This window comes from Xanthomonas albilineans, assembly GCF_002939705.1.
In the GTDB taxonomy this organism is placed as follows: domain Bacteria; phylum Pseudomonadota; class Gammaproteobacteria; order Xanthomonadales; family Xanthomonadaceae; genus Xanthomonas_A; species Xanthomonas_A albilineans.
On record NZ_MDCB01000003.1, the window covers coordinates 53,959 to 77,419 of the forward strand.

The 23,461-nt window shown below is 63.3% G+C and carries 23 protein-coding genes and 1 riboswitch; of the genes, 7 read left to right on the forward strand and 16 right to left on the reverse strand.

The genetic code is table 11. The features are described 5' to 3' along the window. Nucleotides 1-12: 12 nt before the first annotated feature. From XalbCFBP2523_RS03330 to XalbCFBP2523_RS03380, 11 genes are all read right to left on the reverse strand, one after another. Nucleotides 13-981 carry a GDP-mannose 4,6-dehydratase gene (locus XalbCFBP2523_RS03330; RefSeq protein ID WP_045764734.1) on the reverse strand — a complete coding sequence of 323 codons (969 nt, stop codon included), beginning with the start codon at nt 979-981 and terminating at the stop codon, nt 13-15. After that, nucleotides 978-1,898, reverse strand: coding sequence for a GDP-mannose 4,6-dehydratase (locus XalbCFBP2523_RS03335; RefSeq protein ID WP_045764735.1), 921 nt, complete (start codon nt 1,896-1,898; stop codon nt 978-980). Before XalbCFBP2523_RS03335 ends, XalbCFBP2523_RS03330 begins: the two co-directional genes overlap by 4 nt. Next, nucleotides 1,891-3,270: a class I SAM-dependent methyltransferase gene (locus XalbCFBP2523_RS03340; RefSeq protein WP_230599151.1), complete on the reverse strand. Its 1,380-nt coding sequence runs from the start codon at nt 3,268-3,270 to the stop codon at nt 1,891-1,893. The genes XalbCFBP2523_RS03335 and XalbCFBP2523_RS03340 overlap by 8 nt, the downstream gene beginning before the upstream one ends. Beyond that, nucleotides 3,267-4,511 (reverse strand): ABC transporter ATP-binding protein, encoded by a 1,245-nt coding sequence (locus XalbCFBP2523_RS03345; RefSeq protein ID WP_045766287.1) that lies wholly within the window; start codon nt 4,509-4,511, stop codon nt 3,267-3,269. Before XalbCFBP2523_RS03345 ends, XalbCFBP2523_RS03340 begins: the two co-directional genes overlap by 4 nt. Further along, nucleotides 4,508-5,299: an ABC transporter permease gene (locus tag XalbCFBP2523_RS03350; RefSeq protein ID WP_045766288.1), complete on the reverse strand. Its 792-nt coding sequence runs from the start codon at nt 5,297-5,299 to the stop codon at nt 4,508-4,510. Before XalbCFBP2523_RS03350 ends, XalbCFBP2523_RS03345 begins: the two co-directional genes overlap by 4 nt. A 17-nt stretch (nt 5,300-5,316) precedes the next feature. Next, complete coding sequence (locus tag XalbCFBP2523_RS03355) at nt 5,317-6,678, reverse strand: glycosyltransferase family 4 protein (protein ID WP_045766289.1); 1,362 nt, start codon at nt 6,676-6,678, stop codon at nt 5,317-5,319. Nucleotides 6,679-6,703: 25 nt separating this feature from the next. Then, the gene (locus tag XalbCFBP2523_RS03360; protein ID WP_045766290.1) at nt 6,704-7,888 is read right to left on the reverse strand and encodes a cystathionine gamma-synthase; all 1,185 of its coding nucleotides are present in this window, start codon (nt 7,886-7,888) and stop codon (nt 6,704-6,706) included. Nucleotides 7,889-7,972: 84 nt separating this feature from the next. Next, a complete protein-coding gene (locus tag XalbCFBP2523_RS03365) occupies nt 7,973-9,343 on the reverse strand; it encodes a pyridoxal-phosphate dependent enzyme (RefSeq protein ID WP_045766291.1) in 1,371 nt (456 codons plus the stop codon). Between the two features lie 179 nt (nt 9,344-9,522). Further along, entirely contained in the window at nt 9,523-9,741 is a 219-nt protein-coding gene (locus tag XalbCFBP2523_RS03370; protein WP_045757024.1) for an HP1242/YdcH family protein, read from the reverse strand. Between the two features lie 320 nt (nt 9,742-10,061). After that, nucleotides 10,062-10,958, reverse strand: coding sequence for an OmpA family protein (locus XalbCFBP2523_RS03375; RefSeq protein WP_045766292.1), 897 nt, complete (start codon nt 10,956-10,958; stop codon nt 10,062-10,064). After that, nucleotides 10,955-11,353 (reverse strand): DUF4398 domain-containing protein, encoded by a 399-nt coding sequence (locus XalbCFBP2523_RS03380; protein ID WP_045764740.1) that lies wholly within the window; start codon nt 11,351-11,353, stop codon nt 10,955-10,957. The genes XalbCFBP2523_RS03375 and XalbCFBP2523_RS03380 overlap by 4 nt, the downstream gene beginning before the upstream one ends. A gap of 106 nt (nt 11,354-11,459) precedes the next feature. On the opposite strand from XalbCFBP2523_RS03380, the gene XalbCFBP2523_RS03385 reads away from it, so the two are divergent. Next, nucleotides 11,460-12,599: a PilT/PilU family type 4a pilus ATPase gene (locus tag XalbCFBP2523_RS03385; protein ID WP_012917187.1), complete on the forward strand. Its 1,140-nt coding sequence runs from the start codon at nt 11,460-11,462 to the stop codon at nt 12,597-12,599. Between the two features lie 53 nt (nt 12,600-12,652). Here the strand turns inward: XalbCFBP2523_RS03385 and maiA are convergent, their stop codons facing one another. Further along, nucleotides 12,653-13,312: a maleylacetoacetate isomerase gene (gene maiA / locus XalbCFBP2523_RS03390; protein ID WP_045766293.1), complete on the reverse strand. Its 660-nt coding sequence runs from the start codon at nt 13,310-13,312 to the stop codon at nt 12,653-12,655. Between the two features lie 97 nt (nt 13,313-13,409). Next, the gene (locus tag XalbCFBP2523_RS03395) at nt 13,410-14,399 is read right to left on the reverse strand and encodes a fumarylacetoacetate hydrolase family protein (RefSeq protein ID WP_012917189.1); all 990 of its coding nucleotides are present in this window, start codon (nt 14,397-14,399) and stop codon (nt 13,410-13,412) included. A gap of 346 nt (nt 14,400-14,745) precedes the next feature. Here XalbCFBP2523_RS03395 and XalbCFBP2523_RS03405 point away from each other — a divergent pair, with 346 nt between their 5' ends. The 3 genes from XalbCFBP2523_RS03405 to XalbCFBP2523_RS03415 all read left to right on the forward strand — a co-directional run bounded on the left by XalbCFBP2523_RS03405 (nt 14,746) and on the right by XalbCFBP2523_RS03415 (nt 17,209). Next, nucleotides 14,746-16,116: a DEAD/DEAH box helicase gene (locus XalbCFBP2523_RS03405; protein WP_045766294.1), complete on the forward strand. Its 1,371-nt coding sequence runs from the start codon at nt 14,746-14,748 to the stop codon at nt 16,114-16,116. A 151-nt stretch (nt 16,117-16,267) separates the two neighbouring features. Continuing rightward, entirely contained in the window at nt 16,268-16,630 is a 363-nt protein-coding gene (queD, locus tag XalbCFBP2523_RS03410; protein ID WP_012917191.1) for a 6-carboxytetrahydropterin synthase QueD, read from the forward strand. A gap of 201 nt (nt 16,631-16,831) precedes the next feature. Further along, complete coding sequence (locus XalbCFBP2523_RS03415) at nt 16,832-17,209, forward strand: phasin family protein (RefSeq protein ID WP_045766821.1); 378 nt, start codon at nt 16,832-16,834, stop codon at nt 17,207-17,209. Nucleotides 17,210-17,410: 201 nt separating this feature from the next. Here XalbCFBP2523_RS03415 and bioD read toward each other — a convergent pair whose 3' ends face one another. Beyond that, nucleotides 17,411-18,106 (reverse strand): dethiobiotin synthase, encoded by a 696-nt coding sequence (gene bioD / locus XalbCFBP2523_RS03420; protein ID WP_012917193.1) that lies wholly within the window; start codon nt 18,104-18,106, stop codon nt 17,411-17,413. A gap of 120 nt (nt 18,107-18,226) precedes the next feature. On the opposite strand from bioD, the gene XalbCFBP2523_RS03425 reads away from it, so the two are divergent. The 3 genes from XalbCFBP2523_RS03425 to btuB all read left to right on the forward strand — a co-directional run bounded on the left by XalbCFBP2523_RS03425 (nt 18,227) and on the right by btuB (nt 21,342). After that, nucleotides 18,227-18,709 carry a GAF domain-containing protein gene (locus XalbCFBP2523_RS03425; protein WP_012917194.1) on the forward strand — a complete coding sequence of 161 codons (483 nt, stop codon included), beginning with the start codon at nt 18,227-18,229 and terminating at the stop codon, nt 18,707-18,709. A 10-nt stretch (nt 18,710-18,719) separates the two neighbouring features. After that, complete coding sequence (locus XalbCFBP2523_RS03430) at nt 18,720-19,121, forward strand: TfoX/Sxy family protein (RefSeq protein WP_012917195.1); 402 nt, start codon at nt 18,720-18,722, stop codon at nt 19,119-19,121. 18 nt (nt 19,122-19,139) lie between these two features. Continuing rightward, a riboswitch (cobalamin riboswitch) is annotated at nt 19,140-19,356 on the forward strand. Between the two features lie 114 nt (nt 19,357-19,470). Beyond that, the gene (gene btuB, locus XalbCFBP2523_RS03435; protein ID WP_012917196.1) at nt 19,471-21,342 is read left to right on the forward strand and encodes a TonB-dependent vitamin B12 receptor; all 1,872 of its coding nucleotides are present in this window, start codon (nt 19,471-19,473) and stop codon (nt 21,340-21,342) included. A gap of 79 nt (nt 21,343-21,421) precedes the next feature. Here the strand turns inward: btuB and gph are convergent, their stop codons facing one another. Both gph and dinB read right to left on the reverse strand, forming a co-directional pair. Continuing rightward, nucleotides 21,422-22,075 (reverse strand): phosphoglycolate phosphatase, encoded by a 654-nt coding sequence (gene gph / locus XalbCFBP2523_RS03440; RefSeq protein ID WP_012917197.1) that lies wholly within the window; start codon nt 22,073-22,075, stop codon nt 21,422-21,424. Between the two features lie 111 nt (nt 22,076-22,186). Further along, nucleotides 22,187-23,248 (reverse strand): DNA polymerase IV, encoded by a 1,062-nt coding sequence (gene dinB / locus XalbCFBP2523_RS03445; RefSeq protein ID WP_012917198.1) that lies wholly within the window; start codon nt 23,246-23,248, stop codon nt 22,187-22,189. Nucleotides 23,249-23,461 lie beyond the last annotated feature (213 nt).

Sequence of the window (23,461 nt, forward strand, 5' to 3'; positions counted from 1 at the left end):
CTACTCAGTCATTCAGATCGAAAGTCGACGCATATCCGCGTCTACCATCATCGTGATCAGCTGTTCCAGGGATGTCTTGGGCTTCCAGCCAAGCTTTTCCATCGCCTTGCCAGGGTTTCCGAGCAGCACGTCCACCTCGGCCGGACGGAAAAATTTCTCGTCGATCACCAAGTGATCATCCATATTCAGGCCCACGTGGCCAAAGGCAATCTTGCACATGTCGCGCACCGTCGTGGTGAGGCCGGTGGCAACCACATAATCACCGCCTTCCGCCTGCTGCGTCATCAGCCACATCGCCTCGACGTAGTCACCGGCAAAGCCCCAGTCACGCTTTGAATCGATGTTGCCCAGGCGCAGCTCCCGCTGCTTGCCCAGCTTGATACGGGCCACAGCGTCGGTGACCTTGCGGGTCACGAACTCGATACCCCGCAGCGGGGACTCATGGTTGAACAGGATGCCGCTCGAAGCATGCATTCCGAAGCTCTCTCGATAGTTCACCGTCGCCCAGTGCGCCATCAACTTCGCCACGCCGTAGGGACTGCGCGGATAGAAGGGCGTCGACTCGCTCTGCATCTCGGCCTGGATCAAGCCGAACATCTCACTGGTGGATGCCTGGTAAAAGTGGGCCTGGTCATTGACGATGCGCACTGCCTCGAGCACGTTGAGCGCACCTACGCCATCGACTTGAGCCGTCAGAATCGGCTGCTGCCAAGACGAACCGACAAAGCTCTGTGCACCAAGATTATAAACTTCGTCAGCCTTGGACAGATGCATGGCGCGGATGAGTGACGACAGATCCGTAAGATCGCCATCAAGCAGGACGACGTCATCGGCGATGTCCAATTCGCGCAGGCGCCACAGCGTGTCGCTGCTGCGGCGGGCAAGAATGCCATGCACCTTGTAGCCTTTGGACAGTAAAAGCCGAGAGAGGTATGCGCCATCCTGGCCAGTAATGCCAGTGATCAGTGCGTTCTTACTCATTGATTTTTCCTTGCATGTTCGAGAATTTCGGAAAGCGTTGATTGTATGTCGAAAGCCTGCATCCAGCCGGTATCGCTCTGGAGTTTCGCGGGACTGGCCACCATGCGCCTCTGCTCGGCAGGACGCATCTTGGCGGGATCTTGGCGGACTTCCGCCTCGACGCCAGTGAGACGGCACATTTCAAGGAGCAAATCGCGGACGCGGCGCTCTACGCCAGACGCAACAATATAAATTCCGCCGGACCTGCCGCGTGTCAGCAGGGCAGCATAAGCCGAGACGACATCGCGCACGTCACTGAAATCGCGCGTCGTATCGATATCCCCCGCCTCGATCACTGCGGGCTGCCGCCCCTCGGCAATGGCGACCACCTGCCGAGCAAGGGAAGAAAGCACGAAACGACCTCCCTGGCCAGCGCCTACGTGATTGAACGGGCGCGCGATCACCACGTCGAGCTTCTCGCTTCGATGCCACTGCATGCAGAGCTGTTCGGCGGCCCATTTACTGACGGCATACGGGCTGCGAGGTTCCGGCAGAAGGGTCTCGTCGACAGGGAGATCGCCCTCGGGAACGCGTCCGTAAATATCACCGGAGCTAACGTACAGGAAGCGCCCGGAGAAGCCTTTCCGCGCAAGCGCCTGAAGGAGATGCAGGGTTCCGATCAAGTTGACCTGCAAAGTCTCATCAGGGTCGTCGAACGACTGGGGTACGAAACTCTGTGCAGCAAGGTGGACTACCGCGTCAGGACACGCATCGCCCAGCGCACTTTCGATTGCAGCCATATCGCGCAAGTCAGTACCGGCAGGCAATGGCACGGCCTCAACATGACCGAACTGTCCCCGCGCCACCGCGTCCAGCAGATGCTTTCCGACGAACCCGCCGGCCCCAGTCACAAGAAGCTTTTTACGTCCATCATTCATGCGGAACTTCCCCACGATGGGCAACGATCGCGTAATCGGGAGCGACGTGCGTACGAGCAAGCAGAGTGTTGATCGAGGATGATCCGGGCAGATCGTCGGGTAGCAAGGCTGGGGCAACCAGATCGCGCTCTTCACTGAGGCGCTCGATCCTTGCATCCGAATAACCACGCGCCTCGACGACCCAACGCAGCATCTCTGGCGGCAGCGGATTGCGATGGGTAGGATCCATGTAGAAATAGATCGTCGCCACATCCAGGTTTTCGGGATTCGGAGTTTCGAGGATCAACACTCCGCCGGGTCGCAATACGTGATGGCATGCGTCAATGAGTTCCACAACGCGGTCGAACGGCAGGTGCTCGACCAGGTGCATCGAGGTGATCGCGCCAACACTGCCTGCAGGCATCGCTCGCAGCACCTCGATCGCGTCACCCTCGATCACCTCCATCCCCCGCACAGCCGCATCACTGACAAAACGGGAATTAAGATCGACGCCGCGCGCATGCAGGCCTTCGTCACGCAACAACGCAAGCCATTCTCCACGACCACAGCCAACGTCGACGACTGGAGCCGCTAAAGTTCCCGCGCCGCACTCGCGAACGAGTTGCAAGTAGGGACGTGCGCGCGCCTGGATCAGTGACTCCGGTCCACGGAAGCGATCTTCGAACGCTGAATACAGCGCGTCCAACTTTGGCGCAAGAGCGGCACGCCGTGCCTCCTCCTCAAGCAGTCGGCTTTCACGCGCTTTCAGACGTGAGAGTTCATGCTCGATTCCCTCAAGCCGGCTGCCAGCCTCGAGTACGACCTGATTGACATGCCGTCCCAATCGATGGACCTCGCGTGCGCCGCGAACCTCCAGCCACTCCATTTGGCTTGCGCGACGCCCGAGGCAGATCAGCGCATGGGCCCAGGAGAGGATCGGACCCACCAGGCGCTTGCGCTTCCAGCGATGCAATAGCCACGCTAGGCGCAATCTACGCACCGGCACGCCCGCGGCCATGCCTTCGGGTGAAAAACGCAATAAAGCAATGACGTCTAACTTGGTCTGCGCACCTCGACGCAGCGCCTCTATGTTCTCGAGAAACCCGACCGAATCCGGTGCACGACGTAGCAGCACGCGATACGCGTTGCTGACGAAGTCGGCATCGTCCTGAGAAAGCAGATCACCCAAGTCATAGACTTCTCGTGGCGGCGTTGCGGGTGCGGCTGCGGTCCATATCTCGAAATTTTCCGGCCATAGCAGGGAATCGACGCCAGTTACGTCCGTTGCCTTTCTTCTTAGCACGACCGCGTTGATCTTCCGCAGGATCTCGCCCACGCTCATTTCTATCAGCACCGGCGAAGGGGTGGCGACGATTTTGGGCTGAGGAGTCACGGCAAGCGATCTCCGCGCGGGACTTCGATCGACAGGGTTGGCGGAATCCAGGCCGTACCCACGAAGGTGTCGTGACGGATATTGGCGACATTGAAAACCAGTGCCAAGTCGCGCCATTGGTAATTCCTGACCAGATGCGTCTCGGTACTGGACAACGCCACCGACACCGAATAAGTCCCCGGACCGAGGTTCATCGGGAAACGGGCATTAGCGATCAACTGGTCACCTGCCTGCAAGCACTCTCGCGTCTGACCCGTGTGGTGGGTATTCGTGCCAAAAACAGGCTGACCCAGCCTATCTTTGATCATGTAGCCGAGCACGAGCCGGTCGATCGACTCATTAACGCGAATCTTGCAACGCAGGGTCACCGCATCGCCTACGCCAACGTACTCAACTGGATTGCCGGTTTCGTCGAGAAGTTGAATCGAATCAACCACCGCCTCGCCAGTACCGGACTCGGTCGCTGTACGGCCGTCCTCGGTACTTGCAGTCCTGACGCTCGCGTTCTCCTTTTCGGCAATCAGCGCGTTGTAGTAATCCATGACTTCCTGCGGATCGCCGTCTCTGATCAGCCTCCCCCCCTCGATCAACAGCGCGCGATCGCACAATGCCTGGATTGCACCAGCATCATGGGAAACGATCAGAAGTGTCGTGCCAGCCTCTCGGAATTCACGTATCCGCTTGAAGCACTTGTGTACGAAGTACGAGTCTCCCACTGATAGCGCCTCGTCAACGATCAGGGTTTCCGGCCGCACAGCAGTCGCCACGCTGAAGGCCACGCGCATTTGCATGCCGCTTGAGTAGGCACGGATCGGCTGGTCGAAGTACTCGCCAATCTCGGCGAAATCCTCGATCGATTCGAGCATCGGTTCGATCTCGTGACTCGCCGCCCCCATCAGGCCGAGAGCATGACGTGCGTTCTCGCGACCGGTTAGCTCTGCATTGAAGCCGAGCCCGAGCTCCAGAAGCGCCGAAATGCGCCCGATGGCCGCCACCGAGCCTTCGTTGGGGCGGACCGTGCCAGTGATGATCTTGAGCAGCGTGCTCTTGCCGGCACCGTTCTGCCCGACGAGGCCGACGGCTTCGCCACGCCCTATCCGGAATGAAATATGCCGCAACACCCAGTGCTCGGACTGCGGCTTGATGGGGACGCCGAACCAACTGGCGAAGCGTTGCAACTCGCTCCGATAACTTCGGTAACACTTGCCCACACCATCGACGACCAGTACGGAATTGCTCATAGGGCATCAACCATCTCGGCAGAGGCACGCCGAAAAACGAAGAACGAAAGGGCAAGCGCCACCAATGCAAACACCGCCGGATAGACGAGTGAGTTCTGCGGCGCACGACCGTATAGAAAGATGTCGTGGTACCCGGTCGCCAGTGCGGCGACGGGATTCAGTCGCAGGATCGCTTGGAACCTTTCAGGGACAACCTGTGCGGGATAAGCAATCGGTGTCATCCAGAACCAGAACTGCATCGCCACCGCCATGATCTGTCCGATATCGCGTGCGAACACATTGAGCGTACCAAGAAGCAGACCGATCCCGGTCGCCAATGCGACGTTAATCGACAATAACAACGGCAACCAGACCAGCGCCGGCGTCAGCGAGATGCCCAAGATCGGCACAAGCACCATAATGACCGCGAGCAAGGCAACATTGGTTACCATTGCCGAACCTACCGCGACTAAAGGCAGACTGATTCTTGGGAACTGCATCTTTTTCAGTAGCGAGCCATTATCGATGAAGACTGTGAGGCAACGCTGCACGATCTCCGCGAACGCGGACCAGCACAACAGACCGGAAAGCAGATAGACCGCGAAAGCGAAGTGGTTTTCGACGCCCGGGAGCTTGGCCGCCAAGACATTCGACAGCACGACCGCGAAAATCAATGCCTGTGCCAATGGCTGCAGAACGATCCAGAGCGTGCCCAGTTTGCTACGCGCAAGCTTGGAGCGGAAATCGTTGGTGATCGACGAAACGATGAAGCCCCTGTAGCGCCATGCGGCCGCAATTAATGATGACATGAGGTTCCTCAATCGTGTTAGGAGTGTAGCGCCGGGTTGGCGGTGAGCTGGCGCAAGCGAACATCGATGGCGCGGGCCGCTTGCTGCGGTGAGAGGAGCGTACCGGCAGATTCCGCCGCCCGTTGGCCGAGTTTCTGTGCTCGAACAGGATCATCGGCGAGCATTTGCATGAACGCGGCGGCCTCTTCCACGTTGGGCTCGGCCCAGACATCTCCATGTTCGTGTGGATACTCGCCCTCGCGCACAGGCACCAACCGATATCCCACCAGCATGGCGTTACCAGTCTCCATGAAGTCCAGGTTTCCCGACCAGGCTGTCGCAATGACCGGCTTGCCCATCGCCATGCATTCCGCCAACCCCAAACCGAAGCCCTCCGCCCGATGCAGCGAGACATAAGCATCGCAGCAGCGTTGCAAGGCATGAACATGAGCGCGATCAATCACCTCGTCGCGTACGACAATGCGCGGATCGGTGGCTACCTCGTTGAGCAGGCGACGAAACCAATCTTGGTACCGATGCCCATTGCTGGATTTCACCAACAACCGCACATCGTCGCGCCCCTTTGGGAAAGCACGCTTGAACGCCGCGATCGCGGCATAGGGATTTTTGCGCTCGACCCAAGAATTAAAGTCGAAGGTTATCAGAAAGATAAACTTATCTTCTTCGAGTCCAAAATCTGTGCGTTGCAGGCCGCTGTCGCCAATGGCTGAAAGTGGCTGCGGCACGCGCAAGATCGGCTTGTCAGTGACCATGGAGAATGCGTTTTCAATGAAGCGTGTGGCGACCATGATTTCGTCGACCAAGGCAATGGCGGGAAGCCATGCGCTGGGGACGCGCTCAAGTTCCCAGAACCAGCAAGCGATCAGATGTTTTCCTGCGAGACGCTCGACGCCCACGAGCTCGAGCGCCGACTTCAGATAATCGGGATTGACAAAAATAATGCTGACCGGATAGGGCAGATCATCGCCAATCCAAGCATCCAGGCTATGGTCATCCCAACCGTGCGGCAGACCGAGGTCGATATCGAACAATCGCACTGGTACCGCAGCCTCGATCAGCGCACGTGCGTACATGCGCAGGCTCTCACCCAGGCCGAACTGTCCGCGTACATAGCCAAGAATATTGACTCCTGGACCGACAGTCGCTTGCATCGGCGCGACTGGGCCAGCGACAGCCAAGGGCGACGACCTATCCCATGCAGGCGTACGCGCGAAGCGCACACTTTCGGCAGACGACGCTGACAGCAGCCGAGCTGCACCCACGCGCCAGGAAAGAGGCAACTTCCGATACAGCACGCCCAGCCCGCTGCGCTGCCTGATCCAAGCAGACAGATTGAGCAAAAACAGACCCTTCGGCCCGCGCCGGCGAAGGTCGTTCACCGGCAGGACTCCAGCCGCGGCTCGATCATGTCAGAGCACGCTCCAGGTCTTGCTGCAAATCCCCCACCTCCTCCACCCCCACACTCAACCGCACCAGCGCATCGCTGATGCCGAGCTGTTGGCGACGCTGCGCCGGCACCGAAGCATGGGTCATCACCGCTGGGTGGTTGACCAGGCTTTCGACGCCGCCCAGGGATTCGGCCAGGGTAAATAGGTGGGTCCGTTCGCAGAAGCGCTTGGCCGCCGCGAAACCGCCCTTGAGCAGGATCGAGACGATGCCGCCGTAGCCGGCCATCTGCCGGCTCGCCAGGGCGTGCTGCGGATGCGACGCCAGACCCGGGTAAATCACCTGCTCCACCGCCGGATGCGCTTGCAGCCACTGCGCCAGCGCCAGGGCGTTGTCGCAGTGCGCGCGCATGCGCAGCGGCAACGTCTTGAGCCCGCGCAACGCCAGGAAGCTGTCGAACGGCCCCTGCACGCCGCCCACCGAGTTCTGCAGGAACGCCAGTCGCTCGGCCAGATCGGCGTTGTCGCCGACCACGGCGATGCCACCCACCATGTCGGAATGGCCGTTGAGGTATTTGGTCGCCGAATGCACCACGATGTCCGCACCCAAGGCGAGCGGGCGCTGCAGCATCGGCGAGGCGAAGGTGTTGTCGACCACCACCAACAGACCATGCTTGCGCGCGATCGCGGCGATCGCGGCGATATCGACGATCTTCAGCATCGGATTCGTCGGCGTCTCGATCCACACCATCTTCGTGGACGGGGTGATCGCCACCGCGAACGCGGCCGGGTCGGTCAGGTCGACGAAGCTGAACTCCAGCGCGGCGGTGCGCTTGCGCACGCGCTCGAACAAGCGGTAGCTGCCACCATACAAATCGTCCATCGCCACCACGTGGCTGCCGCTATCGAGCAATTCCATCACCGTGGCGGTGGCGGCCATCCCGGAAGCGAAGGCGAAGCCACGGCTGCCGCCTTCCAGTGCCGCGACACAGCGCTCGTAGGCGAACCGGGTCGGGTTGTGAGTACGCGAATACTCGAACCCCTGGTGCTCGCCCGGGCTGGACTGGGCATAGGTGGAGGTGGCGTAAATCGGCGGCATCACCGCGCCAGTGGACGGGTCCGGAGACTGACCGCCATGGATGGCAAGTGTCGCCAGCGCCAGCGCGGGGCTGGCGTCATGGGGGTTCGACGTGTGATCCGTCATGAAGGGTTCCGGAAAATAAGGGGCGTGATGGTAGCAGGAAGGTCTGAATGTCCTCATGCCGCAGAAGCCGCACCGCCGCGTGTGTCACTGCACGCGGCGGCGCAGGTAGTTGAGCAGATCGATGCGGGTGATGAGGCCGAGGAAGGCGCCGTCGTTCATAACGATGGCGACCTGACCGCGGTCGAACACGGGCAGCAAGGCTTCGATTGGCGATTTGACATCGAGCCTGTCGAGCTTGCTGACCATGGCCGTGGACACCGGATCGCGGAACCGCGCCTCGTCGCCGTACACGTGCAACAGGACATCGCTTTCATCGACGATTCCCACCAACTGGCTGCCCTCCATCACCGGCAACTGCGACACATCGTACAGCTTCATGCGTTGGTAGGCCGTGGTCAGCAGGTCGACCGGGGCGACCACCACGGTGTCGCGTTGGCTGTACGGGCGCAGGATCAGATCGCGCAGATCGCCATACTGTGGACGCTCCAAGAAACCGTTGTCCAGCATCCAATAGTCGTTGTACATCTTCGACAGGTACTTGTTGCCGGTGTCGCAAACGAACACCAGCACGCGCTTCGGCTCGCTCTGCGCGCGACAATATTTCAGCGCCGCGGCCAACAAGGTGCCGGTAGAGGAGCCACCGAGGATGCCCTCCTTGGCCAGCAGTTCGCGCGCGGTGTGGAAGCTTTCCGCATCGCTGATCGAATACGCCTTCTTGACCCGGCTGAAATCGGAAATCTCCGGCAGGAAGTCCTCGCCGATCCCCTCCACCAGCCAGGTAGCGGATTTCTCGCTCAGCGTGCCCTGCTCGATGTACTCGGTCAGGATCGATCCGACCGGGTCGGCCAGCACCAGTTCGGTCTGCGGCGAGGCGGCGGCGAAGGCGCGGGAAAGCCCGGTCACCGTACCGGAACTGCCGCAACCGAACACGATCGCATCCAGCCGTCCGTCCATCTGCCGCAGGATCTCAGGGCCGGTGCCGAATTCGTGGGCAGCCGGGTTGTCGGGGTTGCCGAACTGATTGATGAAATAGGCGTTGGGGGTTTCGGCAGCGATGCGCGCGGCCAGATCCTGGTAGTACTCGGGGTGGCCCTTGGCGACGTCGGAGCGGGTCAGCACCACCTCGGCCCCCATTGCCTTGAGGTTGAAGATCTTTTCCCGGCTCATTTTGTCCGGCACCACCAGGATGAGCTTGTAGCCCTTTTGCTGCGCAACCAGAGCCAGGCCGATGCCGGTGTTGCCCGCAGTTCCCTCGACCAGCACCGCGCCAGGACGCAGATCGCCACGACGCTCGGCCGCTTCGATCATGGATAGGCCGATACGGTCCTTGATCGAACCGCCAGGATTGGCGCTTTCCAGCTTCAAATACAGCTCGCACACTCCGGTATCGAGCTTGCTGGCCTTGACGATCGGAGTATCGCCAATCAGGTCGAGGACGGAGGAATGAATGGCCATCGAATTCGGAGACGTCGCACCGCGATGGCGACTGGAACGCTGATTATCCGCGTTCGGACACCGAAAGTGAGAAAAAAGACGAAAAAACCGTACTCCCGGCTTCAATCGAGATGACGCGGACGGTGGCAGGCCGACGAGGAGGCCTGCCACCGCCCGCGACAATGGAACCTGTCAGGGGTTCAGTGCGGCTTCTGCTCGTAGAGGCGCAGCAGCTTTTGCTTGGCCACGAGCTTTTCCCGCTTCATCTGGGCCAAGGTGACATCGTCGATCGGCAGCACGCCGAGTTCGGCGTCCATACACTTCTTATCTAAGGTTTTATGGCGCTGGTAAAGCTGCTTGAATTCCGGATCGGACTTGATCAACTCGTCGATTTCGGTCTGCGGTTGCCCTTCGAACATAGGAATTGCCTCCTTCAACTGAAAAACAGGAACGCCCCGGCCATGACGGCACGGGGCGTTGCCTGGGAGCGGAAGCGCTATAGACCGACAGCAGGCCCACCACAACGCCCGGGACCATGACCCCGGCGACGCCATCCTGCGGTGCGTGTAACTGCGTCATCGGCTCGGCTCTCCGTTTGGAACCAGGCAGCCGAACGCCGCCTGGAACACCGACCCTACGCCTCTCAGCCGCCGCCGACAAGAGCGGTCGACGCAGGGCGCCAATTCAGTTGTTCAACACTCAGGCCCAGGGAAAAAACCCGTTAAACCAACACGAACGCTCAAGGCGCAATCACCACCTCGGCAGCACGCGCTTTGGTCGCCGCGCCCTTCTTGCCGACTGCCTGCAGCCGGCCAGCAGCAACACCACCGTTGACCAGCGCGTCGCGCAGCGCATCGGCGCGCTTCTGCGCCACCCCAGCATCGGCATCGTAGGCTTCGATCCGGACCCGCCCCTTGGCACCGATCTGCAGATACTGGGCCAGGGCCTTGGCTTGGCTCGCGGCATCGGCCGACAGCGCTGCCTTGCCGGCACCGAAACCGGCGTCGGTAAAGGTGAACACCTCGCCACGCCCCTCGAAGCGCGAGGCCGGCAACTTGGCCCCGGACACCAGCTCGGCTTCTTCGCGCGCCAACTTGGCCGACTTCTGTTGCACGGCGCTGAGCTTGGCGGTCTGCTGCCCGGCGACACTGCTCAGAGCCTGTTCCGCGTCCTGACGCGCCTGCTGATCGGCCTCGGCAGCCTGACGCAGGCTCTGGGCCTCCTCGGCCTGGATCTGCGCCTGCACCCGCAGGCGTTCGGCCTCCTGACGCGCACGCGCCGCCTCACGGCGACTGGCCTCGATCAACAGGTCGCCGCGGGTTTTCTCCAACTGGTCGACCTGACGCCGCGCCAGCTCCGCACGCGCCATGGTCTCGGCGATCTCGACCCGGCGCTCGGCCAGGTAGCGCGCCTCCTCGCGCTCGTTGCGCTTGGCGTTGGCGAACCCGGCAAGCGCCTGCTGCGCCTGCAAACGCTCGTAGGCGGCGACGTCGGCAGTGCGCGGATCGGCCTGCAGCGCCACCAGACGCTGATTCAACACCGCCAGCTCCGGATCGTCGGCAGCCACGGCCATCAACGGCGCCAGCAGCAGTACCAGCGCGGCCGGCCACCATCCCCCTGTCAAACGACGGCTCATGGGTGCGCCTCCCCGGTACCGAGCGTGTGTTCCAGTTGCGCCACTTCCGCCTGGCGCTGCTTGAGCTGGGCATTGGCCACCGCCTCCTCACTGCGCGCCCGCGCCAGGTCGGCATCGGCCGCCACGCGCAGCGCCAACTGTGGCGCGGCCTTGCGCTGGCGGCGGTCCGAGGCAGCCTGCTGGGCCTGCTCCAGGCCCTGCCGGGCGCTGGCGATCAGGTCCGGGGCGTACTGATCGGCATCGGCCTGGATTGCGCGCTGAACCGCCTGCTGCGCAGCCATCAACTCGGGCGAAGCGACTTGAGCGAAGGCGGCGGGCGCAGCAAACAACACCAATACGGCTGCCACTACATATACATACTGCTGACAAGAGAAGTGTGCGAAGCTAGTTTTCATTAAGGGGGGCCGTGGACGGAGACGTCAATCGCGGCTATTGTCGGAAGCCTGTGACACGCTTGCAACTTGCAACGGGCGACACAGGATTTTTTGGGAATCATTGCACATGGATATCGGCTACTTTCTGAAGCTGATGACCGAAAAGAACGCCTCGGACATGTTCCTGACAACGGGAGCACCGATCTATATCAAGATCGAGGGCAAACTGTATCCACTCGGCGCTACTGGCCTGCCGCCGGGGATGGTCAAAAAAATCGCCTACTCGCTGATGGACGAGGGACAGGTACCCCAGTTCGAACGCGATCTGGAACTCAATATGGCTGTCGCCGTGCAGGACGCAGGACGCTTCCGCGTCAACGCGTTCAAGCAGCGCGGCGAGGTCGGCATGGTGATCCGGGCCATTCGCAGCAAGATTCCCAGCATTGAGGAGCTGCATCTGCCACAGGTCCTCAAGGACGTAATCATGACCCCGCGCGGATTGGTCCTGGTGGTCGGCTCGACCGGCTCGGGCAAGTCCACCTCGCTGGCATCGATGATCGATTTCCGCAACAGCACCACCACCGGCCATATCCTCACCATCGAAGATCCGATCGAGTACCTACACAAACACAAGCTGTCCATCGTCAACCAACGCGAAGTCGGCCTGGACACCCATGCGTTCCAAAACGCATTGAAGAATGCGATGCGCGAAGCACCGGATGTGATCCTGATCGGCGAAATTCTGGACGCGGAGACCATGGAAGCGGCCATCGCCTTCGCCGAGACAGGCCATCTGTGTCTGGCGACCTTGCACTCCAACAACGCCGACCAGACGATCGAACGCATCCTCAATTTCTTTCCCGAGAGCGCACACAAGAACGTTCTGATGAACCTGTCGCTGAATCTGCGCGCAGTGATCTCGCAACGGCTGGTCAAGGACAAAGATGGGCGCCGCCGCCCCGCCTCGGAAGTGCTGTTGAACACGCCGATGATCCGCGACCTGCTGCGCCGCGGCCAGGTCCACGAGATCAAGCAGGCGATGGAGGAATCGCTGGAAGAGGGCATGGAAACCTTCGACCAGTGTTTGTTCCGGATGGTCAAGGAGGACAAGATCGATCAGGAAGCGGCACTGCGCGCGGCCGACTCGCGCGACGGCCTGGCGCTGAAGTTCCGCTTGTCCGAGGGCGCCAGCGGCGAGCACAACCCCTACGAAGACTACGAAAACGACACCGGCGCCTCGTCGCAGATCACACACGGCTTCGTCTGAACCACGGTCAGAGCCGGCCGACGCCACTCTCAGCGGCGCCCGGCACCGCGCGCTCAGCCTTGCGCGTCCGGCTGGCGCTCCGGGCGGGCAGCGTCGAAGGCCGGCAGCGCAAGGCATGCCCGCTCGATCCGTTCCAGCGTCGGATAGGCCTGCATGTCGACACCGAAACGACGCGCGTTGTAGACCTGCGGCACCAGGCAGCAGTCAGCCAGGCCAGGGTGCGCACCGTGACAGAAGGTACCTGTGTCGGCCGACTCGGCAAGCAACTGTTCTAACGCGTCGAATCCGGTCGTGATCCAGTGCCGCGTCCATTCTTCACGCTCGGGCTGCGGCACGTTCCAGTCGCGCTCGAAGAACTGGCTCACGCGCAGATTGTTGAGCGGATGGATGTCGCAGGCGATCAGTTGCGCCAACCCGCGCACGCGTGCGCGGTCGATCGGCGCATCTGGCAGCAGCGGCGGCTCCGGCCAGCGCTCATCTAGGTATTCCAGGATCGCCAGCGACTGACGGATCGGCTGACCATCATGGCACAGCGTCGGCACCAGTTCCTGCGGGTTGAGCCGCGCATATTCCGGGCAATGCTGCTGGCCGCCGTCGCGCAGCAGATGAACCGGCAGCGCCTGGTAGCTCAGCCGCTTGAGCTGCAACCCGATGCGGACCCGGTAGGCGGCACTGGAGCGCCAGTAGGTGTAAAGCCGCAATACCTCTTGCATGTCCACCCTTCGTCTGCACAAGCGACAACGATACCGATGGACACGCTCGCCGCAACGCCATCGGTCGTCCCGACACCGCCACTGCCCGGCTCAGGGATCAGGGTCGCGGCGCCTGCTGGATGCGCTGCTCGATCGCGCCGAAGATGCTGGCGCCGTCGCGATCCAGCATCTCGATCCGCACGATGTCGCCGAAGGACAGGTACGGTGTGCCCGGCATACCGTCGCGCAAGGTTTCCACGGTCCGCCGCTCGGCGAGACAGGAGGCGCCGCGCGTCGTGTCGTGGTTGGCAATCGTACCCGAGCCGATCACCGCACCAGCCGCCAATGGCCGGGTCCTGGCCGCATGCGCGACCAGCTGGGCGAAATCGAACTGCATGTCCTCGCCGGCTTCCGGCGCGCCGAACCAGACACCGTTGATATGGGTCACCAGCGGCAGATGCACCTTGTCGTCGCGCCAGGCCTCGCCCAGTTCGTCCGGGGTGACGAACACCGGCGACAGCGCCGAGCGCGGCTTGGACTGTACGAAACCAAAACCCTTGGCCAATTCGGCCGGAATCAGATTGCGCAGCGAAATGTCGTTGACCAGGCCGATCAACTGGATGTGTGTGGCAGCCTGCGCCACATCCACCGCCATCGGCACATCGTCGGTCACCACCACGATCTCCGCCTCCAGGTCGATACCGTGCTCCTCGCTGACCGCCTTGACCGCATCGCGCGGGCCATAAAAACCGGCGCTCACCGCCTGGTACATCAGCGGATCGGTGTAGAAGCTCTCCGGCACCTCAGCACCGCGCGCGCGCCGCACACGCTCCACGTGCGGCAGATACGCGCTGCCGTCGAGGAACTCGTAGGCGCGGGGCAGCGGTGCGGCCAGCGCCACCATGTCCAGGTCGAACTGCCCGTCGGCGCTGCCAGCATTGAGCGATTCGGACAACGCGTTCAGGCGCGGCGCCAGTGTGCTCCAGTCCTCCAGCGCGCGCTGCAAGGTCGGGGCGATGCCAGTGGCGCGCACCGCGCGGGTGAGGTCGCGCGAGACGACGATCAAGGTACCGTCACGGCCGCCTTCCTTTAGTGAACCTAGCTTCATGTCCGTCCATTGCGGGGTCTAATGGGGTAATTCTACGACCAGAAGCCGGCTTGGTTTCAATCGAAACTTAAACCGCATTTTGTGCGACACGCCAATTCAGGGTATACTACGGAAGTCTGCATGCGGTCGTCCGTTTCCCTCAAGGACCGCCGGCGAGGCCAGGATCGCCCGATCCGCTCGCCCGCTCCACCCGACGCCTTTCGTGGTGCCGACAAACCCGAGCCTTGCGCTCCGGGTCGATCCACACCATCTCGCAGCGCGGTTCACGGGAACGCTCCGAGCCTCACTTACTTGCGTCTGCGCGCCGGGCTGGTCCCGGCGTCGACGTGTGACCTGGAGCATCCTGATGTCGTTCGAATCCCTGGGCCTTGCGCCCTTCCTGCTGCGTGCGCTGGCCGAGCAGGGCTATGAAACCCCCACCCCGATCCAGTCGCAGGCGATTCCTGTGGCACTGCAGGGCCACGACCTGATGGCCGGCGCGCAAACCGGCACCGGCAAAACCGCCGCGTTCGGCCTGCCGCTGCTGCAACACCTGGGCACCTCGGCGCAGACGGTGGGCTCGGGCCCGCGCAAGCCACGCGCACTGATCCTGACCCCGACCCGCGAACTGGCCACCCAGGTTCACGACAGCCTGCGCGGCTACAGCAAGTATCTGCGCATTCCCAGCGCCACCATCTACGGTGGCGTGGGCATGGGCAACCAGCTCGACGCGCTGCGCCGGGGCGTGGATCTGCTGATCGCCTGCCCGGGGCGCCTGCTCGACCATCTCGAGCGCCGCAGCGTGGACCTGTCCGGCATCGAGATCCTGGTTCTGGACGAGGCCGACCGCATGCTCGACATGGGCTTCCTGCCGTCGATCAAACGCATCCTGACCAAGCTGCCCAAGCAAAACCGGCAGACCCTGTTGTTCTCGGCCACCTTCGAGGAAGGCATCAAGCAGTTGGCCCGCGAGTTCATGCACAACCCGCAGGAAATCCAGGCCACTCCGAGCAACACCGTCGCCGACACCATCGCCCACCGCGTACACCCGGTCGATGGCGCGCGCAAGCGCGAACTGCTGCTGCACCTGCTGGCGGGCGACTCGCGCAAGCAGACGCTGGTGTTCGCACGCACCAAGCATGGCGCCGACAAGCTGACCACGTTCCTGGACAAGTCCGGAATCAAGGCCGCGGCGATCCACGGCAACAAGAGCCAGGGCCAGCGTCTGCGCGCGCTGGGCGACTTCAAGGCCAGCCGGATCACTGTCTTGGTGGCGACCGACATCGCCGCGCGCGGCATCGACATCGACCAGTTGCCGCAAGTCATTAACTACGACCTGCCGATGGTCGCCGAGGACTACGTGCACCGCATCGGCCGTACCGGCCGCAACGGCGCCCAAGGCGAGGCAGTCTCGCTGGTGGCGCAGGACGAAGCCAAGCTGCTGCGCGCGATCGCGCGCCTGCTCAAGCGCGATATGGACATTCGCGACGTGCCGGGTTTCGAGCCAGCCACACCGATCCGCTGGGGCAACAACAACCCACCGGACGAGCGTCCGGGCGGCAACCGTCCACCGCGCCGCGGCAGCCATGCACGACGCGGACACGGTGATGCGCCGTCGCACGCGCACGCGGGCAGCAAGAAGCCCGGCGGCCACCACGCCGACGGTGCCCGCCGCCAGGGTCAGGGACGCCGCCAGGGCAATGGCGGCAACCGCCCGCCCAGCAACGCTCCGCACTGAAGCCAGGACACAGTCTGCCAGCCCGCGTGGACGTATCCACAAATGCCGCCCTTCGGGGCGGCATGCAGCTCGGCCCATCTCCCATAGCAGTAGCCAGGGCATACACGATCACGCCACTGATATCGCGCGACTCTCCTCATACAATGTCACGATGGACATCTTCAAAGTTTTCACCCTAGAAGCGGCACACCGCCTGCCCAACGTACCGCCAGGTCACAAATGCGCGCGTCTGCACGGACATTCGTTCCGGGTCGAATTGCACGTCAGTGGGGAGCCAGATCCCGAAACCGGCTGGCTCGTTGATTTCGGCGACATCAAGGCTGCGTTCCTGCCGCTCTACGAGCAACTCGACCACCACTACCTCAACGACATCGAGGGCCTGGAAAATCCGACCAGCGAGCGTCTGGCCGTGTGGATCTGGGAGCGCCTCAAGCCAGTCCTGCCTATCCTCAGCGAAGTGGTGGTGCACGAGACCTGCACCTCCGGCTGCCGCTATCGCGGCCCTGCGGCCTGAGCCCGACGGGTCGCCGCACACGCCCCAGCCCGCGACCACATCCCGAACGCCACCGGGAGCGTCTAATTTTTAATTCAAGTTATTGATTTTGAATAAATTTAAACGGATCCTGAGCGGCTTCAGAAAAATCATGTTGCAATGCAGCAGGATCGGAGTATGTTGCGCTGCAACAGCCAATCAGCATTCCCACGGAGTTGCATGATGTCCGCCCAGTTCAACGACCAGTTCAGCAGCTATACCCAGCAGTTCGCCGCTACCGCAGCGCGTGCCAATCGTCTGGCGCTGGAAAGCGCGGAGGGCGTGTTCGGCGTACAGTTGAAAACTTTCGAGAAGAACATCTCGGCCACCGCCAGCTTCCTTAGCGAACTGACCGAAGCGCGAGATCTTGGCAGCATGCAGGCGCTGTGGCCGAAGGGCTTGCAGTTGGCCCGCGACAGCTTCGAGCGTCTGGCCACGGCCAACCAGGAAGTGTTCGGTCTCGGCCTGAAGACCTCAGAAGCCATCGGCCAGTTGGCCAAGCATCAGTTCGAAGCAGCCACCGAACAGGCTGCGGCGAAGCCGAAAACTACCAGCAAGTAATCTCTCGCTCTACGTCGCTGCGGCCATGCCGCGCGACGCACCCGGCGGTCTGCATGGGTCCCTCCCCCCATGCAACCTCAGGCCCGGTGGATCCCTCCCTCCACCGGGCTTTTTTATGCGCCGGATTCAGGCCTCTGCACGGGTATCGCACTGCTGCAAGCACAGCGCGTACGTCACCGCTGCATTGCGCCACGGCACGACTCAGCCCGGCGCCACCTGCTCGCCGGACCACGGCTGCAGGAACGTTGCCAGTTGCTCGGCCTGCGGCTGCGGCCTATACGGCAGACGTCCCCAGCACGGCATCGGCAGCCGTTCGCTCAGCATCGCCATGTTGTCGTCGATACGCTCCATCGCCGGGTCGATCTCGTTCCCGATCCAGCCGATGCACTGCAAGCCATCGGCAGCGATCGCCGCGGCGCTCAGCCGGGCGTGATTGAGGCAACCCAGGCGCAAGCCCACCACCAACACCACCGGCAAACCCAGCGCGCGTGCGAGGTCGGCCTGATCCAGCGTCGCCGATAGCGGCGCCGCCCAGCCACCGACGCCTTCCACCACCAACACATCCGCCAGGGCACGCAAGCGGGCGAAGGCAGCGGCGATCGGCTCCAATGACAGTTGCACGCCCGCATCGGCGGCGGCCAGTTCCGGTGCCAACGGCAACGGCAAGGCGTAGGGATTGAGATCGTGATACGCCGGGCACGGCACACTCGCCGCCTGCAACGCCAGCGCATCTTCGTTGCGCCAGCCATCGGCGTGACGCTCGCAGCCGCTGGCGACCGGCTTCATGCCGACCGCGCGCTGACCGCGCGTGCGCAAGGCATGCAACAGCGCAGTGCTGGCGATGGTCTTACCGATGCCGGTATCGGTGCCGGTGACGTAGAAGGCGGGAAAACGCATGACAAAAGCCTGTGGATTGAGCGGCAAAACGCGCGGCGGCGCGCAGGATAGCCGGCAACGCGCCCGACGTCAGCCCTGCGACGGCGCTCGCATGGCAGGTCGCGCTGCTAGACTCGCACGATGTTCGCGTCCTCCTCGCTTACCGGCAGCAAGCCGGAACAGTACGCCCAGTTACTCGCTCAGGCGCGTGCGCTGGTCGCTGGCGAACCCGATCGCATCGCCAATGCCGCAAATCTGGCAGCGCTGGTGTACCACGCGTTGCCGCAACTGAACTGGGTCGGTTTCTATCTCTACGATGGCAAGGAACTGGTGGTCGGGCCGTTCCAGGGCCTGCCCGCGTGCGTGCGCATTCCCTTGCACAAGGGTGTGTGCGGCGCCGCCGCCAGCAGCGGACAGACCCAGCGCATCGACGATGTGGAGACATTTCCCGGGCACATCGCCTGCGATGCGGCCTCGCGCTCCGAACTGGTCGTGCCACTGCTACGCAATGGCGCCCTGATCGGCGTGTTCGATCTGGATAGCCCAGATCTGGCCCGCTTCGACGCCGACGACCAATGCGGCCTGGAAGCCATCGCACAGGTCTTCGTCGACAGCCTGCGATAGACGCACCGCGATGCGTCGTCCGACCAAGCTGCGCAACATCGGCCCCAAGAGCACCGCCTGGCTGCGTCAGGTGGGCGTGCACACACCCCAGGATCTGGCGGCGGCCGGTGCAATTGGCGCCTTCCTCAAGGTCAAGCGCGCCGGCTTCAAACCCAGCCTCAACCTGCTGTACTCGCTGGAAGGCGCGTTGCGCGACTGCCATTGGCAGCAACTGCCCGAAGCACGACGCACGCAGTTGCTGAGCGAACTGGAAACCGCAGCAACCGCATTGCAGGCCGCCCACGGTCGACCAATGGCCGCGCCAGTGGCGACCACCCGCTTCGCTCGCGACGACGACGACGACAAGGCTCACAACAGCACTGGGAGCGATGAGGAGCCCAGCCGCCGCGCCGGCACCAGTGCGATCGACTGAACCGCGCCACAATGGCGTACAATCGAGCCGCTTCAAGGTGACCCGCCGGCTCCGGCCCGCGGGTTGAAACGGGAAGCCGGTGCGTCTTGCGACAAAGCCGGCGCTGCCCCAGCAACGGTAAGCGATCCGCGCTGACGACCCACACCGCTGTGCCATGGCATGGGCAGGCGTCGCAGCCGGGAGGTCCGCCTCCGCCATCGCCAGCCCGGAGACCGGCCTTGCAGTTCACAGGTTGCGATGCGCGGGCGTCGCGCGTGCTGCGCCATGTTCGGTGCTGTCCACTCGCTCGCTCCCATTCGCGACTCCCTTGTTGTCACAGCGCACGCTCGCGCGCCGGAGTTGCTACCCCATGTCGTCCCACCTGCTTTCGGTCGCAATCGCGTCCGCCCTGTTCCTGCCTTCGCTGGCGCTGGCCGCCGATGCCGCCAACGACCTCGATCAGGTCCTGGTCACCGCCACCCGCACCCAGATCGCAGTGGAGGACAGCGTGGTACCGGCACAGGTCATCGACCGCGCCGAGATCGAACGCAGCCAGGCCGATTCGCTGGCGCAGTTGCTGCAAGGCCGGGCAGGCATCGGTATCTCCAACCAGGGCGGGCTGGGCAAGTTGACCACCCTGAACCTGCGCGGCAGCGAATCGGACCACGTGTTGGTGCTGGTGGACGGCGTTCGCATCGGCTCGGCCAGCGCCGGCCTGGCCGCGTTCCAGGACCTGCCGCTGAGCCAGATCGAACGCATCGAGATCGTGCGCGGCCCGCGTTCGAGCCTGTACGGCTCCGACGCCATCGGCGGCGTCATCCAGATTTTCACCCGCCACGCCGGCCAGGGCTTCCAACAGAACCTGAGCCTGGGCGGCGGCAGCGATGGCCTGCGCGACGCCAGCGCCGGCTTCAGCAACCGCGGCACGCGCGGCTGGCTCGCCGTGCAGAGCGGTTACCAGAAGACCCGCGGCATCAACGCCTGCAACGGTTCGGCCATGCTGTTCGCGGGCTGCTTCGTCGACCAGCCCGACCGCGATGGCTACCGCAACGTCTCGCTGAGCGCACGCGGCGGCTACGCGCTGAGCGATACGCTGCGGGTCGCAGGTCAGGCGCTGAACATCGACAGCCGCAACGCATACGACGGCGACCCGGTATACGCCGGCAACGAGGCCGACAACACCCAACAGGTGTTCGGCGGCACCCTCGACTGGACCCCATCCGAGCGCCTGCACCTGAGCACGCAACTCGGCCGCAATGTCGACGATGCCCACAGCTACTACCGCGCTCCGGGCAGCCACACGCGCAGCTTTGTCAGCACCTTCGACAGCCGCCGCGATACCGCGGCGGCGCAGGGCGACATCACCCTGACCGAAGGCCACCTGCTCAGCGTCGGCAGCGACTGGCAGCGCGAACAAGTGACCAGCACCACCGCCTTCGACGTCGACAGCCGCCGCAATACCGGCGTGTTCGCCGAATACCAGGGCCATTTCGGCGCACAACAGCTACAGGCCAGCGTGCGCAGCGACGACAACCAACAGTTCGGCGAACACACCACCGGCAGCCTCGGCTGGGGCCTGGCCCTGGGCGGCGGGGTCAAACTCACCGCCAGCATCGGCACCGGCTTCAAGGCGCCGACCTTCAACGACCTGTATTTCCCCTTCGCCGGCAACCCGGCACTGAAACCGGAGAAGTCCAAGAGCGGGAACCTGGGCGTGGCACAGTACGCGGACACTTGGAACTGGACCTTCAACGCCTACGAAACCCGCGTCGACGACCTGATCTCCTACGACGCCGCCACGTTCCTGCCGGTGAATGTGGACGAGGCGCGCATCCGCGGTGCCGAGCTGACCGGTTATGCGACGCTGGCCGGCTGGGAACTGTCGGCGCAGCTGAGCCATACCGATCCACGCAACCGCAGCGACGGCGACAACCGCGACAACTGGCTGGCGCGGCGCGCACAGAACACCGGACGACTGGACGTGGATCGCGGCTTCGGGCCGATCAAGTTCGGCATCACCGCATTCGGCAGTGGCCACCGCTACGACGACGCGGCCAATCAGGTGCGCCTGGGCGGCTACGGCACGGTCGATCTGCGCGTGGAATACGCATTCGCAGCCGACTGGACATTGCAGGCCAAGGCCAGCAACGTATTCGACCGTCGCTACCAGACCGTGAATTGGTACAACCAACTGGGCCGCGAGTACGGCCTAACCCTGCGCTACGCGCCAGCGGCACGCTGAGCGTTCACAACACGCTGCGCCGCATGGCGCAGCGCGGGTGGAGACGCAGCGAAAGTGGTATGCGCTCGAAACTCGCGGTTCAGCGCAACCGCAATAATTCGCGCACGTCGTCCATCAACAGCACGACATCGGCCTTGGTCAGATCCAACATGCGCGGATAGCCATAGCGCACCAGCGCCACGGGCATGCCCGCGGCATGCGCCGCCTGCAGGTCGGTCGCGGAATCGCCCACCATCAGGCAACGCGAGGGCGGCTGCGCAAACTGCCGCGCCAAGTGCAGTAACGGTGCCGGGCTGGGCTTGCGCTCGGATAGGCTATCGCCACCGAGTACCGCCGCAAACGCATCGGCCACACCGAGATGACACAGTAACGGCGACACCAAGGCGACCGGCTTGTTGGTGCACAGCGCCAACGTGGTGCCGGCGGCGCGCAATTGGGACAGCGCCTCAGCCACGCCCGGATACAGACGTGGACTGCGCAACAGACAGTCCGCGTAATGACGCATGAAAACCGGCATCACCACATCGATCGGCGTGGCATCGTGCGCGTGCCGCCATGCGCTCTCGACCAGCGTGCGCACGCCTTCGCCGATCCAGCCAAGCACGCTGGCCTCGGGCACACGCGCCAAGCCGAACGCGCTCAGCGTGCGATTGAGCGCTTCGGCGATGTCGGCGCCACTGTCCACCAAGGTGCCGTCCAGATCGAATATCACCACTGCATAAGGAAACGTCATCTCGTTGCTGTGCCCGCGAAGAAGGCAGGCATTGTAGGCGGCACCATGTTGCGACCGACACACCCCTGCACATCGGCAGGCGGGTGACGCGCGATGCGCATCACGCTCGGATCAGGCGAACAGCTGGCCCTGGGTCTGCCCTGGCGCGCACTCATGGAAGCCGGATAATCCCACTCCCACCAGGCGATAACGCGTGGATGCGGGCAAGTCCACACGTTGGCGCAACGCCAGGGCGATGTCGATCAACGTCTGCAGCGATTCCGGCGGCCGCTCCGGAGTGAAACTGCGGGTGAGAATGCGGAACTGCGCGGTCTTCAGTTTCAGCACGACGGTGCGGGCGACCCGGTCGGTGCGACGGGTGGCGTCCCAGGTTTTTTCCGCCAGACGCCGGATCGCCGGCTCCAGCGCCTCCAGCGCCAGGTCTTCGGCGAACGTGTCCTCGGAAGAAATCGATTGCACCGGCTGATCCGATTCCACAGGACGCTCGTCGATGCCACGCGCACGCTGATACAGGCGCAGGCCGAAACTACCGAAACGCGCCTCCAGTTCCGCCTCGCTGCAATCACGCAGGTCACCGACGGTGACGATACCCAACGCCGCCAGCTTGCTCTGCATGACCTTGCCCACGCCCGGCACCTTGTTCACCGGCAGCGGGGTCAGGAATGCTTCCACGCGATGCGGGTGAATCACGCACTGACCATCCGGCTTACGCCAATCCGAGGCGATCTTGGCCAGGAACTTGTTCGGCGCGATGCCCGCCGAGGCGGTCAATGCAGTTTCCTCGCGAATCTGCGCACGGATGGTCTGGGCGATTTCGGTGGCGGCGGCAGGCCCGCCCTTGGGCACGGTCACGTCGAGATACGCCTCGTCCAGCGACAGCGGCTCGATCAGATCGGTATGGCGCTGGAAGATCGCGCGCACCTGTCGCGACACCGCCTTGTAGCGGGCGAAATCCGGCGGCACGAAGATCGCATCCGGACACAACCGTTCGGCACGCAGCGCCGGCATCGCCGAACGCACGCCGAACACGCGCGCTTCGTAGGATGCAGCGCACACCACCGAGCGCATGCCGCGCCACGCCACCACCACCGGTTTGCCGCGCAATGCGGGATCGTCACGCTGCTCCACGGACGCGTAGAACGCATCCATGTCCACGTGAATGATCTTACGCATCGGCTCTGCACCCTTCTCCTACGGATGGTTACGGCATGATACGCACAAGCGCCGCATATGTAGGAAGACCGCCCACCCCGGCACACCTCGCAGGACGCTGACCGACACGGTGCGGCAGCTGCGCCGTCTTGCTTCCGATTCGCGGCGGACCTCTCGCCACGCCTGCCGCTCCATCCACGTTCCCGCGCGGCAACCGGCAACCGCCAGCATCAA